The organism is Sphingomonas metalli (genome assembly GCF_014641735.1).
GTDB lineage: Bacteria > Pseudomonadota > Alphaproteobacteria > Sphingomonadales > Sphingomonadaceae > Sphingomonas > Sphingomonas metalli.
On record NZ_BMIH01000004.1, the window covers coordinates 92213 to 108558 of the forward strand.

Consider the following 16346-nt stretch of genomic DNA (forward strand, 5'->3'; position numbering starts at 1 on the left):
ACGACTCGTTCGCATTAGCAGGATCAAAAATGATGACCGCGCCCGTGATGATCGGCCAACTTGCGCGCGCGACTGCGACAAAGGTGACGACCATCCGCTTCTATGAGTCGATCGGGTTGCTGCCTGCGCCGCCTCGCACGGACTCAGGCAGGCGAACGTACGATAGGAGCGACGTTGAGCGACTTCATTTCATCCGCAATGGCAGACGGCTAGGCTTCTCGATCGACGAACTCCGCTCCCTGATCGACTTGCAGGAGAATCCGGTTCGAGATTGCGCCGCAGCATCCGTGATCGCTGCGCGGCATTTGGCGGAAGTGGAAGAGAAACTGTCTCAGCTCGCGGCGCTCCGGGACGAGTTGAAGGTATTCGCGCATAGCTGCAACCGATCAACCGCCGCCGAGTGCAAGATCATTCAGGGCATCGGTGGCATGCGCGCCCAGGCAAACTAGAAATAGTTGGCGAGTGTGAGGTCGCGCTTGGACCCCGTATCGGTCCCAAGCTCTACGCGGGTGCCCGGAAGGCCGTACCGCCATCGCCACAGCGTGCCATGGGTATAATCCGCATCGATGGGATGACCGTTGACTGTGACGATCCGTTCCCCGACCGCCCAGCCGTTCTTCTCCGCGGGGCTGTTCGCCGCGACATGGACCACAGTGAGCGCGGTTGAGGAAGTGGCGACCCCGAGGCCGCTGCGATCCTTCAGCATGGGCAGACGATGACGAGGATCGAGCGGACGTAGCCACACGAATCCCGCCGTCACATCGAACACGACGTCGAATTGCGCGATGAGCGGCAACCCGATGTTGCCGACCGTGCTTGTTCCGAGCCAGTTCCTCATTCCCAGCGTGGGGATGCTCGCAGCGCCCAATCCTTCGATCTTGATGTCGGGGACCGTGAAGATGTCGTTAATCGTGACGCCATCGACGCCGCCAAGCGCCGCAGTCGAAACGGCCTTGCCTTTCAGCAGACCTTGATCGCGGACGTAGGCGGACGAGAGCATCAGCGCCGCGGAACTGCCCAGATCGATCATGAGTGGAACAGGAGCCAAGCCCGCAACGGAGGCTCGAATGAATAGCTCCTGCTTCGTTCCCCGCCCAAGCATGACCCGCTTCCAGTCGGAACCGGCCAGAAATGTCCCCGACTTGGCGACCGCCAACCGCCTATCTCCGAAATCAAGCGCGATGCAGCTCCCCTTGAACACATCGGCGCCGAGCAGGATGTCGAGCGGCCTACCGAAGGCCGCTGAAATCGCGCCGAGGTCAGCCACGACGGCGAAAGGCAACCGTCGTGTTTCACGGGCGAGAAGCACGTTGATATCGCGCACCAGCATCACAGGAGCCTTAGCGCTCAGCCCGCTGATCATGCGGCGCTCGCCAGTCAGGCCGAGCCTCGCCGCCAGTGCCGGACTCATGATCGACGCCCCGCTGCCGCTGTCGAGCACCGCTCGCACCGGCACCCCGCCCACGTCCGCGGCGACCAGGAGCATACCGCCCGTTCCGATCTCCAGCGGCTCCCATGCGAGCGGAGACGAACCGAAATTCCACGAGCGCTCGGAAGCCGAACCCGCGAAGGCAGGCGGGCCGATCAAGAGCCCTGCCCCGCCGGCCAGAACCTGCCCACACAAGGACCGCCGGGAAATATCGATCGCTTCAACACGAGCCGTCGCCAACGAGCCGTCTCCCACCTCTCGCCTTAGCGAGCGAGAATCCGATACATGCTCTAGCCACTAGAGGATCAAGGGCTTCGCAGCCCTCTACATGAAACCGTCAGAAGCGTTTTGAGAATCCGGCGGCAACGAAGGGATGAGGCGGTGTCGATCCTGCCACGCCCGTTCCGACGCTGAGATCGAGCTGAATATCGTGCCCGATGATGAAGGCGCCCCCGGTATCGACGATCATCGACGTCTTGCCGTTCTTTTCCTCGGGCGTTTGGACACCCGTATCGACGAGAAAGTTAACGACCTTGCTGGGATTGAAATTGAGCGTCGCGGCGAACAGCCCCGCTGTGTAAGTGCGTCGCAACTCATCCTGATATACACCGACGCCGACGTTTGGATTGAGCGACCATTTGTCCGCGAAGTTCCAGTCCGCCGCCATCCGGAAGTCGCCGGTGGCGCGCGTGTTTCGGAAGTCGCCAGAACCCGAGGGCGGGAACACACGCACGATCGCGCCCACCGAAGGCTGCTTCGATCCCACCGCATCGACAAAGTTGTATTTCAGGCCGATCGATGTGGGCGCCAACCCATGCGAGTGCGTCGTGCCTAGCACGGGATCGACCTGCTTCTCCCAGGTATAGCCGTTGCCCTCGACCCGCACCTCCCATTTTTCCGCAAAGCCATGGCGGAGCAGCGTCGGGATTAAGGTGGTGCGATCGTCGCCACCTTGACGAAACTCCCGCTGGAATGCGGTTTCGATCTGAAAGTGCCCACGTCCGACCGTGGTGCTGCCGTCCGCGATCCCCGGCCGATCGGGATTGATATAATCATCGTCAGGCCCCGCGAGCGCAGGAGTCGATAGCGATGCCAGGCAACCGAACACCAGCCACGTCAACGAGGCTTTCAGTGAAGCACACGGCATAAGGCAGGAGCTCCGATAAGGTGCCTTTCTGGCTTTATAGCGTAGCACGACAAGCCGATTATCAGCTTCGCGCTGCCTACAAACGGTGTCACAACCAGCCGGTTGGACGCCGGCAGCCCGACGCGGCTCCTCGCGTTCTCAAGTGTCAAAACTTCGTCGCGAAGATGCTGACCGAAAGCGGCCAATTGCCGGCTACTCGATTATATTTTCGGGAGACGGGGCCCGCACCCTGTGAAACGCCGTGACCCGCTTCACCTGCGCGATACTGCATCCGGCGAGTTCAGCCGTTCGCGCGATGCTCATTCCCGTTTCACGAAGGCCGATGATGCGCCGGTGCAACACGAGATCCGGCTTGCGGCCGTTATATCGCCCGGCCCGCTTGGCGATCTCTATACCCTCGCGTTGACGCTCGCGCCGGGTTTCATAATCGTCCCGGGCCGTCTGCAGCGCAACTCGCAGCAGCATGTCCTGCACCGCCTCCAGCACGATGCGCGCTACTCCGCCGCTGTCGGTTACGAGATCGGACAGGTCGACGATGCCCGGGACTGCCAGGCGCGCGCCCTTGGCCCGGATCGTCGCCACGAGCAGTTCGGCTTCGGCGAGCGGGAGATAGACCGAGGCAACATAGTAGCCGGTTGCTCGTGCGCCTGTGACGATGGCCTCCTGCCTTGCGAGGTCCTGTTCGTCGGTGCTGACGCGCAGGTAGACACGCGCGACCGTCACTTCCCGCCCTTCCCTGATGACGTTCATTGCCGCGTGGCTCCTTCAGGTATACCCTTGTGAGCCAGTCATGCAGCAATCGGCTCAGAACGGCAACTACCGGTCCTACGTAGCCTAGCTAAGCGGACCGGGTCTAAGTAGCTGCCCCATTATCGATGAACGCTATTTCGGTGATCGGCCGTGCATTAATCCCTGCCTTCACGCTGGCGTCCGACTTTGCTCTCCGGTACAAGGTCTTGGACGGGTTGTATCAGCGGGTTTGGTGCAGATGGAAGCACAGAGGGTCAAGATCGTGGACGGTGGTAAGCTCGTGATCCCGGCGGCAATGCGCCGTGAGCTCGGGATCACCACGGGTGACACCGTCCTCGTCGATGTGGACGATGGCGAGCTGCGGGTACGTTCCGTACCTAAGGCACTTGAGCGTGCTCGCGCGATCCTGCGCAAGTATGTGCCCGAAGGCGTCGGCTTGGCTGACGAGCTGATCGCGGAGCGTCGGCGTGAGGCGGAGCGTGAGTAGCAAAGTCGTACTCGACGCCTCCGCCCTGCTCTGCCTTCTAAACGATGAACCCGGGGCGGATCGGATAATCGACGTCCTGACCCGCAGCATCATCGGAACAGCCAACCTCGCGGAGGTCGTTTCCAAGCTACGGGACCGAGGATTGCCGCTCGACGAGGTACGTGAGGCACTTGGCGGGCTGCATCTCGATGTCCGGCCGCTCACTCCTGCCCAGGCGCTCATAGTAGGCGACCTTCGGCCAGCGACGAAGGCGCTCGGTCTGTCCCTCGGCGATCGGGCATGCCTTGCCTTGGCGATCGACCTGCAAGCTGAGATGATTACAACGGACGAGCCACTTGCGAGCGCCGATGTAGGCATCACCATCACCAACGTGCGCCCCTTGGCAGAGTAGTCGCACATTCGTGCTTTTAGGTTCGGCACTCTGCTGGCGGGGACTCCCATGACTACCGCTCCGACACCGGTGCGCGACACAATTCTGATCACGCACGCCAATCCTGAGGACAATCGCTTCGCCCGGTGGCTTGCCGGGCGCCTAACCACGGCCGGATACAAGGTCTGGGTCGACGTTCGCGCGCTTCGGGGCGGCGACGATTTCTGGGACAAGATCGAGCACGTGCTGCGGCACGAGGCGATCAAGCAGATCGTCGTCGTGTCCGAGCACATCGGCAAGCAAGGCGTAAAGAAGGAACTCGCCCTCGGCGACGTCATGCGTCGCAAGCTAAACGACCCGGAGTTTATGGTCCCAATCCGGATCGCCGCCGTGGACTTCGGCGATTTCCCCACAGAGATCCTCCGCCAGAACGCACACAATGCGTTCCCTAACTGGGCAGCCTGCCTTCAGCCCTTGTTCGAGACGCTCGACACCTCACGTGTACCGAAGGTCGAGCATCCGGACGCCGAGCAGCTTGCGATGATCGTCGCTGCCCAAGAGGACGGTCGAAAGCTGGTCACGCTAAATTCCGAGACGCTTTACAGCAACTGGTTCGAACTCCGGGCGAGGCCTGACGTCTGGATCCTGGAGGCGAAGGGAACGACTGCGCAGCTGGAAGCGTGGAGCCAGTTCACCAAGGTTCCCCACGTCCTTCACGAGGGAGGCGCTATCGCCTTCTGCGGACCCGATGCGATCGAGCGTCTCGATAATGGCGCGCCGCCGTTGAAGGCACGCGCTAGCCTGCCCTTCAACGGCGTGATCGACGGTACATATAGCCGCCACTTCGGTGAGCGTTCCAACGCGCGGCGGATCGCCGTCAACCTGATGCGTCAGCATTGGGACCTGGCCATGCATCGTCTCGGGCTACTTCCTGTCGATTTCGCCTCGGGCGCCCGAGGCCGCTTCTTCCCCGACGGACTCATCGACGGAAGGGTGAAGCTGACGCTGAGCGACGGCCATCGGGTCGACCGTGTCCTGAGCGGCAAGTTCAAGGACCGGCGCTGGCATCTGTGCCTTGTCGCTCAACCCAAGCTCTGGCCGGATGCTCTCTTCCGGGTCCATGCCAATGTTGCGGTGACGACCAATGGCCGAACCCCGCTCCCGGGTGAACAGCTGCAGCGCATCCGGTTGCGCCTCACGCGGTCTTGGTTCAACGACAAATGGCGCGACATGCTGCTTGCCGCAATGGGCTGGCTTGCCGAAGGTGATGCGACCTTAGATATTGCCGCGTCCGGTGAGCGCCTCGCGGTCGCTAGCCTACCAATGAGCTTCGACTTTCCGGTCAGCTTCGCCGCGGAAGAAGACCGCCGAGCCGAGGAAGACGAGGGAGGCCAGATAACTCTGTCAGAGGACTTCGAAACGGCCTTCGACCGGGATGGGATACCGGAGGAGGCCGACGCATGAGCATCCTCACGCACCGCATCGCCGAGCCTTTGCTCGAGTTCGGTCACGGGCAGCAGATGGAAGCGCCAAAAGATGGGCTCTTCCTCTTCGGGCCGCTCGAAGGTCCAGATGGCCGCTCCCAGGTCCGCTTGGGCGTCATCGGGACGGAGAGCGGCGTCGGCCTATCCCGCCGCTGGTTAGAGCGGATCAGCCTGCATATTCCCGGTAAGGTCGATGCAAAGGGCAAGCCCGTCCTATGGGCACCCGCATGGCCAGGCTTCGAGGCCTGCTTCGGCATCGCGCTGCCGACCCGCGGCATGGTCGAGCTAGCGGTCAAGAGCGGCGACATCGATCATTGCATCAAAAAGAACAATCGCGCCGACGCGGTTCGTTCCACGGTGCTGCTGTTCGCCGACGCGATCCGCGCGCACATCCGCGCCGAGGAGCGCCGTCCCGACGTCTGGCTCGTTGTCGTTCCGGACGTCGTCTATCGCTATGGACGCCCCCAGGTCGCACCACCGCCCAAGGACGAGCGCACCCCCTCCGACATCACGAGCTTCAAGGACGCCAAACGCTTCTTCCAGATGGGCGGCGACCTGTTCCCCGACACGGTGCGGGATGCCGAGACCTACCTGTTCTCAAGCAATTTCCACCATCAGCTGAAAGCCGAGTTGCTGCAGGACGGCGTCGTCCTGCAGCTGATTCTCGAGAGCACGTTGGTCGACCGCAACCTCAACATTGCCAACGACCGCCGGCGCGGCCTCCAGGACGAGGCCACGGTTGCCTGGAACTTCTGCACCACGCTCTACTTCAAGATGGACGCCAAGCCGTGGGCGTTGGCTCATGTCCGTCCTGGCGTTTGCTACGTCGGACTGGTGTTTAAGAACGACGACACGCCTGCGGCAACGGGCGAGGCCTGTTGCGCCGCGCAGATGTTCCTCAACTCAGGCGACGGCCTCGTCTTTCGCGGCGCCCTCGGCCCCTGGTACTCCGACGAGCGCAAGGAATATCACCTCTCGAGGAGCGCGGCGGCGAATTTGATGACCTCCGTGGTCGAGGGCTATAAGCTCAAGCACGGCAAGCCACCGAACCAGCTGTTCATTCATGGGCGTCACCGCTTTTCCAACGATGAGTGGGACGGCTTTTGCAGCGCAGTGCCCACCGAAACACAGCTGGTAGGAGTCAGGATCAAGCAGCTCGATGATGTTCGGCTGTTCCGTCCCTCTGCGTCGACACCCGTCCTCCGCGGCACGGCCCTCACCGTGGGTGACTGGTCAGGTTACCTTTGGGCGCGGGGGTTCGTGCCTCGGCTGGCAGGGTATCAAGGGTTCGAGACCCCCAAGCCGCTCACCGTCGACGTGACGCATGGCGAAGGGGACATCGTAGAGGTGCTCGGTGACATCCTTGCGCTCACCAAGGTCAACTATAACGCCTGCGATTTCGCGAGCGCCCTGCCCGTGACGCTCAAGTTCGCCGATCGGGTAGGTGAGATCCTGATGGCGTCGCCACATACCGTTACCGCACCGCCGCTGCCGTTCCGGCACTACATCTGATCCCATGAGCGCCGACTGAGGCAGATGGGAGTTCGATCCTAAGGCGAAGACGCTGACGTCCACCAATTTAGGTACAAATCCGCTGTTTTGGGTGCGTGCCGCTGGGCAGATGCCGTCCACCATTTCAGGAAAACCTACACCGTCCTGGCTTTGGAAAGATCCCGCGCACCGGGCCTGCACGGACGCCCGGTCAGACGGAGCGCGTCGCCGTCCAAGATCCGTTCCGCCGACCGTGCGGCTTCCGCCCGGTCCCGGGAGCGTATATGGACATGATTTCGACGGTTGCCCTTCCCCCTGCCATCCGTCCCCCCGCCATCAGCCTGCCCGCGCTGTTCCTCAAGTTCCTCGGCTTCGGCTGCCAGGCCTTTGGCGGCCCCGTCGCGCAGATCGCGATGATCCGCCGCGCGCTGGTCGAGGAGGAGCGCTGGATCGATCCGCCGCACTTCAACCGCCTGCTCGCCATGCTCCAGATCCTGCCGGGGCCGGAGGCGCACGAACTGTGTGTCCATCTCGGCATCGTCGCGCGCGGGCGGGTCGGCGGGCTGCTCGCCGGACTCGGCTTCATGCTGCCTGGCTTCGTCCTGATGCTGGCGGCGGCGGCGGGCTATACCGCCTTCGTCGCCGGCCATCTCGGCTGGGCGGGGCCGCTGCTCGGCATCCAGATCGTCGTCCTCGCGGTGATCCTGCGCGCCGTCGTGCGGATCGGCGAGCATATCCTCGAAGACCGGCTGACCTGGCTGATCGCCCTCCTCGCCGCCGCCGCGACGCTCGTGAACCTGCCCTTCTGGCTGCCGCTCGCCGCGGGCGGCGCGATCCACGCGCTCGCCGGGCGGCGTAACGGATTGCTGCTCCTCGTCGCCGGCCTGCTCGCACTCGCCGTCGCGCTCGCCACCCGGTTCGCCACGGCCGCACCGGCGGCCGCGCTCGCCGGCCCGGCGACGGTGCCGGCGCTGTTCGCCGCGGGGCTGAAGGGCGGCCTGCTCACCTTCGGCGGCGCCTATACCGCCATTCCCTATGTCCGCGCCGACACGGTGGGGCGCGGCTGGCTCTCCGACGCCAGCTTCCTCGACGGGGTGGCGCTGGCGGGGGTGTTGCCCGCGCCGCTGGTCATCTTCGCGACCTTCGCCGGCTATGTCGCGGGCGGCCTGCCCGGCGCGCTGGCGATCACCGCGGGCATGTTCCTTCCCGCCTTCGCCTTCTCCCTCCTCTTCTTCGAGCGGCTCGAGGCGATCGTCGCGCACCCCGCGCTCACCCGGATCCTCTCGGGCGTCGCCGCGGCGGTGGTCGGGATCATCGCCGCCACCTTCGTCCAGCTCGGCGCGGCCGCCGCCGTCCGCGTCACCGCGCCGCCGGTCGCCATCCTCCTCTTCGCCGCCGCCCTCATTGCCGTATGGCGGTGGAAGAAGCCGTGGCTCACCCCGCTCGTCCTCGCCGCCGGCGCGGCGGCGGGAGCGGTCCTTCCGCTTTGACCTTGCGGGGCGGCGGCGCAGCTGATCTATCTTTACCCATGCGTCGCCTCCTCTGGCTTTCCCTGCTGCTCGCCGCCCCGCTCGCCGCGCAGACCGTACCGCCCGAGGCGGAGGCGATCCACGCCGACGTCGCCCGGCTCGCCGCCGACGATCTGCGCGGGCGGGAAGCGGGCACCCCCGATTTCGATGCCGCCGCCCGCTATGTCGTCGCCCGCATGGCCGCGGCGGGGCTCCGGCCCGGCGCAGGCCGCGGCCAATGGCTCCAGCCCGTGCCGCTCGCCCTCACCGTCGCCACCGCCCCGCCCACGCTCGTCCTGACCCGGAACGGCAGCTCCACCGCCCTCGCCCAAGGGACGGACGTCGTCGCGGTGCCGCCGCCCGGCCGCCGCCGCACCGCGCTCGACGGGCGGATCGTCTTCGCGGGCCTCGGCGTGGTCGATCCGACCCGCGGCCGCGACGATTTCGCCGGGCTGGACGTGAAGGGCGCGATCGTCGTCCTGCTCCAGTCCCGCCCCGACGACGTGCCGCCCGCCGTCGCCGCGCATCTCGGCAATCCGCGCCAGCGCGCGCGCCTCGCCGCGGCGCGCGGAGCGAAGGGCGTGCTGTTTCTCGCCGCCCCCGCGCTCGCCGATCCCGCCGGCTTCGCCGCCTATGCCGCGCAACAGGCGTCGGCGCGGCGCATGACGTGGCTCACCCCGGGGGGCACCCCGCGCGACGAGGGCGCGCCCGCGCTCGGCACGCTCAGCTATGCCGGGGCGGAGAAGCTCTTCGCCGGTTCCGCCCTGTCGCTGCCCGCCGTCCTCGCGGCCGAGCATGCCGGCACCGCCATCCCGCGCGGCCCGCTGCCCGGCACCCTCCGCTTCGCCGCGGCCGCGCGGGTCGAGAAGCGGCCCAGCGCCAATGTCGTCGGCCTGCTGCCGGGCAGCGACCCCGCGCTGGCGGGCGAATATGTCGTGATGAGCGCGCATCTCGACCATCTCGGCATGGTCACCGGTGCGGACGGGGCGACGCACGTCGCGCATGGCGTGCAGGACAATGCGATCGGCGTCGCGCTGATGCTCGACGTCGCCCGTCGCTTCCAGGCGGAGCGCATCCGCCCGCGCCGCCCGATCCTGTTCGTGGCGCTGACCGGCGAGGAGAAGGGGCTGCTCGGCAGCGACTATTTCGCCACCCGCCCGCCGGTGCCGCGGGGGGCGATCGTCGCCGACCTCAACCTCGACATGCCGGTGCTGCTCGCGCCGCTGCGCGACGTCGTCGCCCATGGCGGCGACCGGTCGTCGCTCGGCCCGATCGTTGCCGCCGCGGCGGCCGATGTCGGGCTGACGGTCGCGCCGGACTGGGAACCCGAACAGGGCCGCTTCGCCCGATCGGACCAGTATAGCTTCGCGATCCACGGCATCCCCGCCGTCTCGCTCAAGGCGGGGCCCGCCGGCGGCTCGGACACGGTCCAGCGCGACTTCGCGCGCACCCGCTACCACACGCCCGAGGACGACCTCGCCCATCCGGTCGAATGGACCGCCGCCCCGCTTTTCGCCCGCCTCAACGCCGCCATCCTCCGCCGCATCGCCGATGCGGACCGCCGGCCGCACTGGAACCCGGGCGACGTGTTCGGGGCCGGGGTGCGGTAGCCGGGACATCCCCGTCGCCCCAGCGCAGGCTGGGGCCTTTGGCGATTGGCGTAACCCTCGCCAAAGATCCCGGCCTGCGCCGGGATGACAGCTTTCGCGATACTCAGCCCCTCACCGCGCCCGCATCCTCTTCGCCTGCTTGGCATAGTGATGGTGCGCCACCGCGCAGCCGGCCGCCGCGCCCATTATCGCATGGCCCTTGCCGACGAAATGCCCGCCCACCGCGCCGGCCGCCGCGCCCCGGAGACAGCCCTTGGCCAGGACCGGCGCGCCCGCCACCAGCATCACCGACGCCGCGAGCAACGATACCGAACGGATCATCCCATCCTCCTTGATAGAGAGACAGGAGAATGGCGAAGGCCGCGTCGCCGTTCCGTGAATAAGCCGTCATGCCCCCGCCATGCCAGAGGCGGCCGGACGGCCCGACCTCCGTCCCGCACCTGACCTGTCAGGGGCGAGTCCCCGGCTCTTCGACAGCGCTGAGGCGAAAGCCGGGCGGTGGGCCCATGCCGGCCCGACGCGCCGCCGGGGCCTACCGCCCCGGTCGCCACCCCGCCGGCAGCTCGCGGGCGGCCACCGCCACCGCGACCGGTGCCGACAGGCGATCCGATGCGCCGCCCGCCATCACCCGATAGGTGCCGCCGCTGATCCGCCACACCCGCCGCGCCTCGTCGAAGGTCGCGAGCAGCCGCGGGTCGATCAGCACCGTCGCCTGCCCGCTCGCGCCCGGCTGGAGGTCGAGCCGCGCGAAGCCGCCCAGCCGCTTCGGCCCCTCCCAGCCGTCTCCCGCGACATAGACCTGCGCCACCGTCGCGCCCGCGCGCCCGCCGGTGTTGCGCACGGTCAGCGTCGCGCGGATGCCGTCGCCCTCCGCCGCGGCGCGCAGCCCGTCATAGGCGAAGCTGGTATAGGACAGGCCGTGGCCGAAGGCATAGGCGGGCGTCTGCCGCTGCCGGTCGAACCATTTGTAACCCACCGTCGCGCCCTCGGTATAGCGCACCTCCTTGGGCTGGGGCATGCCGGGATGGGGCAGCTGCTGGAGCGTGTCGGGGAAGCTGATCGGCAAGCGGCCCGAGGGATTGACCCGGCCGAACAGGACGTTGGCGATGGCGCTGCCGCCCTCGGTCCCCGGGAACCAGCTCGCCACGATCCCCGCCACCCGGTCGCGCCACGGCGTCAGCACCGCGCCGCCGGTCTCCAGCACCACCACCGTGCGTCGATTGGCGCCCGCCACCGCGGCGATCAGCGCGTCCTGGTCGTCGGGCAGCGCCAGCGGTACGTCGAACGCCTCGCCCGCCCATTGAGTCGCGAAGACGATCGCCACCTCGGCCGTCTTGGCGGCGGCGGCGGCCGCGGCGCGATCGCGTCCGTCGACGAAGGTCACCTGCGCCTGCGGCGCCTGCGCGCGGATCGCCGCCAGCGGCGCGGAGGGATAGTACATCACCGGCCCCGGCCAGATCGTCGGCTCCAGCCCCGGCACGGCATTGCCGCCGCGCGGATAGACCAGTGACGATCCGCCGCCCGCCAGCACGCCCTTGTCGGCATGGCCGCCGATCACCACGATCGAGCGGGTGCGCGGCGACAGCGGCAGGATCGCGCCCTCGTTGCGCAGCAGCACCATCGATCCCTCGGCGGCGCGGCGGGTGACGGCGGCATGGTCCGCCATCATCGCCTCGGGCAGGTCGAGCGGCGCGTCGGTGACCGGATGGTCGACCAGCCCCTTGGCGAACATCGTGCGCAGGATGCGCGCTACCATCCGGTCGAGCTCGGCCGGCTGGACCGTACCGTCCGCCAGCGCCGCCTTCAGGTCCGCGCCGTAATAGGAGCGCTCGTCGAAGGGATAGCCCGATTGCTGGTCCAGCCCGGCGCGGATAGCCGGCGCCGTGGAGTGGGTCGCGCCCCAGTCGGACATGACATAGCCCGGCCAGGCCCAGTCGCGGCGCAGCACCTCGCCGAGCAGCCACGGGCTCTCGCAGGCGAAGGGGCCGTTGACGCGGTTGTACGCGCACATCACCGATCCCGGATCGGCGCGCTCGATCGCGAACTGGAAGGCGAGCAGGTCCGACATGCGCGCCGCCGCCGGGTCGATCACCGCATTGGCGGCGTTGCGGTCGGTCTCCTGGTCGTTGATCGCATAATGTTTGATCGTCGAGACGATATGGTTCGACTGGATGCCGGCGATCTGCGCCGCCACCATCGTGCCGGCGAGCAGCGGATCCTCGCCGCCATATTCGAAGTTGCGGCCGTTGCGCGGCTCGCGCGCCAGGTTGACGCCGCCCGCCAGCATCACGTTGAAGCCGGAGGCACGCGCCTCCGCCCCGATCATCGTGCCGCCCGCCTGCGCCAGCGCCGTGTCCCAGCTCGCCGCGATGGCGAGGTTCGACGGCAGCGCCGTACGCCCGCGCTTGCGCTCGGCGCCGCCCTGGGTGGCGACGCCGATCCCGGCATCGGTCTGCCACTGCGCCGGGATGCCCAGCCGCGCAATGCCGGGGACATAGCCGGCCGATCCCGCCCGCCCCTCGGCCGGCGCGCGATACTGGCGCGGCGGGAAGTCGGAGGCGAAGGCGCCCTGAACAAGCGACAGTTTCTCGGCCTGCGTCATCTGCGCCATGACCAGCGCCGCGCGTCGGTCGGGGTCGAGCCCCGCCTGCATCCACGGCCGCCCGGCGGTCGCGGCCCCTGATGCCGGAGACGGCGCCTGCGCCAGCGCCGCCGCGCCGCTGCCCGCAACCATCAGCGCGGCCCATGCCGCCGCCTGCACCCCATGCCCCATCATCGCTCTCCCGCTTGTCGTTGCGGGATATGGTAACGCCACCAGCGCTATTGTCACCCGCGCATCGCCAGCGCCGGCCGGCGCTCGCGACGCAGGGCCAGCACCGCCGCACCCGCCAGCGCGCACCAGCCCAGTATGGCCAGCGCGGGGCGCAGCCCGCCCGTCGCCTGCGCCAGCCCCGCCGCCAGGACCGGCGCGACGAACTGGCCGAGGAAGAAGGTGCCGGTCCACAGGCCCGTGCCCCGTCCCCGCGCGAAGGCGGGCAGCACGCGCAGCACCGCGGTCAGCAGCGTCGGCAGCAGGATGCCGCCGCCGATACAGGCCAGCACCGTCAGCCCCGTCACGGCCCAGACGCCGCCCAGATAGGCGACCCCCAGATAGCCCGCCGCGGCCAGCCCGAATCCCGCCGCCAGCAGGCCGCGGGTCGGCAACGCCGCCAGGCGGCGGAATGCCAGCGAGCCCAGCACCACGCCGACATTGGCCGCCGCGCCCACCGCGCCGATCACCGCCGGCGACGTCACGCCGGCCAGCCCCAGCACCGGCCCGATCTGCAGCAGCAGCGTGTAGAACAGGACCGCCGCGGCCAGCGTGGTGGCGATGATCGCCGCCACCGGCCGCAGGGGGAAGGCGGGACGGGGCGCCGCGCGGGCGGTCGTGGCCGGTTCGAACAGGATCGCCGCCGCCAGCGCCGCGATCGGCAGCGCCAGCAGATAGAGCAGGAACGGCCCGCGCGACCCGAACGCCTCGCCCAGCACGCCGCCCAGCGCGATCAGCACGATCGCGCTCAGGCTGACCACCGCCGTCTGGATCGCCACCCAGCGCTCGCGCCGGGCGCCCTCGTAATAGTCGCCGATCATCGTCGTCGCGACGGTCGTGATCGCCGCCTCGTTCAGCCCGAGCAGGATGCGCGAGCCGAGGATCAGCACCAGGCTGTGGAGCGCCAGCGGCATCAGCCCGATCGCACCGTAGAGCAGCAGCGCCGCGACCAGCACCCGCTTGCGCCCGATCCGGTCCGACAGCCAGCCCGCGAGCGGCGAGAACAGCGCGACGCACAAGGCCGGCACGGTCAGCGTCATCGGCACCAGCACCGCGGCCCCCGGCACGTCGCCGAACTCGCGCAGCAGCATCGGCAGCACCGGCACCAGCGAGATGATCGCCATCGCCGGCATCACCGCCGCGGCCATCAGCACCACGCCCTGCCGCGGTCCCGCGCTCCTGTCGCTCGCCACCATGCGCCTCTCCCCGATATCGCGGAGGGCCGGCCGTGCAGCGCCGCCTCTGTCCGCCGCCTGCCACGCTAGGCGCTGCGCAAGTCTCCGGGAAATTGATTAAAGGGATACCGTGCGATCCATGTGTCTGATAGCTTGGCGCGAACAGGCGGGAGAGCGGGGCGATGCGGTTCAAGGGACTCGATCTCAACCTCGTCGTCGCGCTCGACATCCTCCTCCAGGAACGCAGCGTCTCGCGCGCGGCGGAACGGCTCAAGCTCAGCCAGCCCGCGGTCAGCGCCGCGCTGGCGCGCCTGCGCGACTATTTCGGCGACGACCTGCTCGTCTCGATCGGCCGCGCGATGATCCCCACCGCCTATGCCGAATCCCTGTGGCCGATCGCGCGCACCCTGCTCGCCCAGGCCGATCTGCTGGTCGACACCTCCGCGACCTTCGACCCCGCGACCTCGCAGCGGCGCTTCCGCGTCAATGCGTCCGACTATACGCAGACGGTCCTGATCTCGCCGGTGTTGCGCCGCCTGCAGCGCAGCGCGCCGCATATCAGCATGGATGTCGGCCCGACCGGGCCGATGAGCCTCGCCGAGTTCGAGGCGGGCGAGATCGACTGCATCATCAGTCCCGAACAATATGTCTCCCTCTCGCACCCCTCGCGCCCCCTGTTCGAGGAGCAGCATGTGGTGGTCGGCTGGCGCGGCAATCCGGCGATGGCCGCGCCGCTCGATCTCGACGGCTTTCTCGCGCTCGGCCATGTCGCGGTCAGCATCGGGTCCGGGCGCGAGCTGTCCTTCGCCGAGCGCCACCTCCTGCCCTATCGCGAGCGGCGGCGGGTGGAGGTGACCACGTCCACCTTTTCGGGCGTGCCGCTGATGCTGCCGCAGACGCTGCGCATCGCCGTGCTGCAGGAGCGGCTCGCCGCCACCTTCTGCGCGGCCTTCGACCTGGTGATGCAGCCGCTCCCCTTCGCCATGCCGCCGCTGCGCGAGATGGTGCAGTATCACAGCGGCCGCGCCAACGACCCGGGCATCGCCTGGCTGGTCGGCGCCTTCGAAAGCTATGCGGCCGAAGGATCGCCGGGCTGAGTCCCTGCCGCCGACCCCCTCGGTAGCGCAGGGATCGCCCGTCAGCCCGCCTGCACCACCCGCTGGGCGATCGCGCCGAACGGCGCCCGTCCATCGGCCAGCCGCGCCTCCATCCGCACCGTGTCGCCGAAGCGCATGAAGCCGGTCCGCGCCGCGCCCTCGTCGACGATCTCGATCCCGCGCCGCTCGGCGATGCAGGTCGATCCCACTTCGCGGAAGTTCGCGTTCGAGACGGTGCCCGAACCGATGATCGTCCCCGCCGGCAGCGCGCGGGTCCGTGCCGCATGCGCGATCAGCTCGTGGAAGCCGAATGCCATCGCCGCGCCATTGGGGGCGCCGAAGCGGTCGCCGTTCCAGTCGACCAGCAGGTCCAGGCAGACCCGCCCGTCGCGCCATTGCCCGCCCAGTTCCTCCGGCGTCACCGCGATCCCGGCCATGCTGCACGCCGGCTTGGCCTGCACCCAGCCGAAGCCGGTCTTCATTTCCGGCCCGGCCAGCGCGCGCAGCGACCAGTCGTTGATCTGCACCACCAGCCTGACATGCCCCAGCGCCGCCGCCGCGCTTGTCCCCATCGGCACCGCATCGACGATGACGCCGAATTCGCCCTCGAAATCGATGCCCAGCGCCGCGTCGGGCAGCGGCACGTCGTCGTGCGGGCCATAGAAGCGGTCGGACAGTCCCTGGTACATCAGCGGCAGGCCGGTCCGTTCGGGCGAGATCCCGAACACCTGGTCCATCAGCGCGCCATGGCTGTCGAAGGCGGATCCGTCGAGCCATTGCCAGGCGCGCGGCAGCGGCGCCGCCAGCGCCTGCGGGTCGAGCGGCTCGGCGAACGTGGTCACCGCGGCGCAGGCGGGCACCGCCTCGTCCCACTGCTCCAGCAACTGCTGGAGCGTCCCCACCGGCGCGGGCGCCCAGCGGCCGCCGTCCGGAGACACGATCACGAGCCGCCCGTCGGGCGTGCCGTCGCGCAAGGTCGCCAGCCGCAT

Annotated in this window: 15 protein-coding genes; 8 read left to right on the forward strand and 7 right to left on the reverse strand. The window is 68.2% G+C overall.

The window, feature by feature from the left end; all coding sequences use genetic code 11:
- Positions 1-29 precede the first annotated feature (29 nt).
- Positions 30-449 carry a MerR family transcriptional regulator gene (locus tag IEX18_RS14755; RefSeq protein WP_505988941.1) on the forward strand — a complete coding sequence of 140 codons (420 nt, stop codon included), beginning with the start codon at positions 30-32 and terminating at the stop codon, positions 447-449.
- On the opposite strand, the gene IEX18_RS14760 is transcribed toward IEX18_RS14755, so the two are convergent.
- The 3 genes from IEX18_RS14760 to IEX18_RS14770 all read right to left on the reverse strand — a co-directional run bounded on the left by IEX18_RS14760 (position 446) and on the right by IEX18_RS14770 (position 3326).
- Entirely contained in the window at positions 446-1486 is a 1041-nt protein-coding gene (locus IEX18_RS14760) for a retropepsin-like aspartic protease (RefSeq protein ID WP_444544613.1), read from the reverse strand. The two genes, IEX18_RS14755 and IEX18_RS14760, sit on opposite strands and share 4 nt — an antisense overlap.
- Positions 1487-1766: 280 nt before the next feature.
- Positions 1767-2549, reverse strand: coding sequence for a transporter (locus IEX18_RS14765; protein ID WP_188659527.1), 783 nt, complete (start codon positions 2547-2549; stop codon positions 1767-1769).
- Between the two features lie 219 nt (positions 2550-2768).
- On the reverse strand, positions 2769-3326 hold the full coding sequence (locus tag IEX18_RS14770; RefSeq protein ID WP_188659528.1) for a helix-turn-helix domain-containing protein: 558 nt from the start codon (positions 3324-3326) through the stop codon (positions 2769-2771).
- 238 nt (positions 3327-3564) lie between these two features.
- Here IEX18_RS14770 and IEX18_RS14775 point away from each other — a divergent pair, with 238 nt between their 5' ends.
- The 6 genes from IEX18_RS14775 (at position 3565) to IEX18_RS14800 (ending at position 10276) form a co-directional block, all read left to right on the forward strand.
- Positions 3565-3813 carry an AbrB/MazE/SpoVT family DNA-binding domain-containing protein gene (locus tag IEX18_RS14775; RefSeq protein ID WP_018251286.1) on the forward strand — a complete coding sequence of 83 codons (249 nt, stop codon included), beginning with the start codon at positions 3565-3567 and terminating at the stop codon, positions 3811-3813.
- The gene (locus tag IEX18_RS14780; RefSeq protein ID WP_188659529.1) at positions 3806-4204 is read left to right on the forward strand and encodes a type II toxin-antitoxin system VapC family toxin; all 399 of its coding nucleotides are present in this window, start codon (positions 3806-3808) and stop codon (positions 4202-4204) included. Before IEX18_RS14775 ends, IEX18_RS14780 begins: the two co-directional genes overlap by 8 nt.
- Positions 4205-4252: 48 nt before the next feature.
- On the forward strand, positions 4253-5647 hold the full coding sequence (locus IEX18_RS14785) for a toll/interleukin-1 receptor domain-containing protein (protein WP_093068110.1): 1395 nt from the start codon (positions 4253-4255) through the stop codon (positions 5645-5647).
- Positions 5644-7179 (forward strand): argonaute/piwi family protein, encoded by a 1536-nt coding sequence (locus IEX18_RS14790; protein WP_125945980.1) that lies wholly within the window; start codon positions 5644-5646, stop codon positions 7177-7179. The genes IEX18_RS14785 and IEX18_RS14790 overlap by 4 nt, the downstream gene beginning before the upstream one ends.
- A 269-nt stretch (positions 7180-7448) precedes the next feature.
- The gene (gene chrA, locus IEX18_RS14795; RefSeq protein WP_188659530.1) at positions 7449-8648 is read left to right on the forward strand and encodes a chromate efflux transporter; all 1200 of its coding nucleotides are present in this window, start codon (positions 7449-7451) and stop codon (positions 8646-8648) included.
- A 38-nt stretch (positions 8649-8686) separates the two neighbouring features.
- Positions 8687-10276 (forward strand): M28 family peptidase, encoded by a 1590-nt coding sequence (locus tag IEX18_RS14800; RefSeq protein ID WP_188659531.1) that lies wholly within the window; start codon positions 8687-8689, stop codon positions 10274-10276.
- A 111-nt stretch (positions 10277-10387) separates the two neighbouring features.
- On the opposite strand, the gene IEX18_RS14805 is transcribed toward IEX18_RS14800, so the two are convergent.
- The 3 genes from IEX18_RS14805 to IEX18_RS14815 all read right to left on the reverse strand — a co-directional run bounded on the left by IEX18_RS14805 (position 10388) and on the right by IEX18_RS14815 (position 14281).
- The gene (locus IEX18_RS14805) at positions 10388-10597 is read right to left on the reverse strand and encodes a hypothetical protein (RefSeq protein ID WP_188659532.1); all 210 of its coding nucleotides are present in this window, start codon (positions 10595-10597) and stop codon (positions 10388-10390) included.
- A gap of 211 nt (positions 10598-10808) precedes the next feature.
- Entirely contained in the window at positions 10809-13049 is a 2241-nt protein-coding gene (locus IEX18_RS14810) for a beta-glucosidase (RefSeq protein ID WP_444544614.1), read from the reverse strand.
- A 53-nt stretch (positions 13050-13102) separates the two neighbouring features.
- Positions 13103-14281 carry an MFS transporter gene (locus IEX18_RS14815; RefSeq protein WP_188659534.1) on the reverse strand — a complete coding sequence of 393 codons (1179 nt, stop codon included), beginning with the start codon at positions 14279-14281 and terminating at the stop codon, positions 13103-13105.
- A gap of 161 nt (positions 14282-14442) precedes the next feature.
- On the opposite strand from IEX18_RS14815, the gene IEX18_RS14820 reads away from it, so the two are divergent.
- Positions 14443-15357: a LysR family transcriptional regulator gene (locus IEX18_RS14820; RefSeq protein ID WP_188659535.1), complete on the forward strand. Its 915-nt coding sequence runs from the start codon at positions 14443-14445 to the stop codon at positions 15355-15357.
- 41 nt (positions 15358-15398) lie between these two features.
- Here IEX18_RS14820 and IEX18_RS14825 read toward each other — a convergent pair whose 3' ends face one another.
- On the reverse strand, positions 15399-16346 hold the full coding sequence (locus IEX18_RS14825) for a fumarylacetoacetate hydrolase family protein (RefSeq protein WP_188659536.1): 948 nt from the start codon (positions 16344-16346) through the stop codon (positions 15399-15401).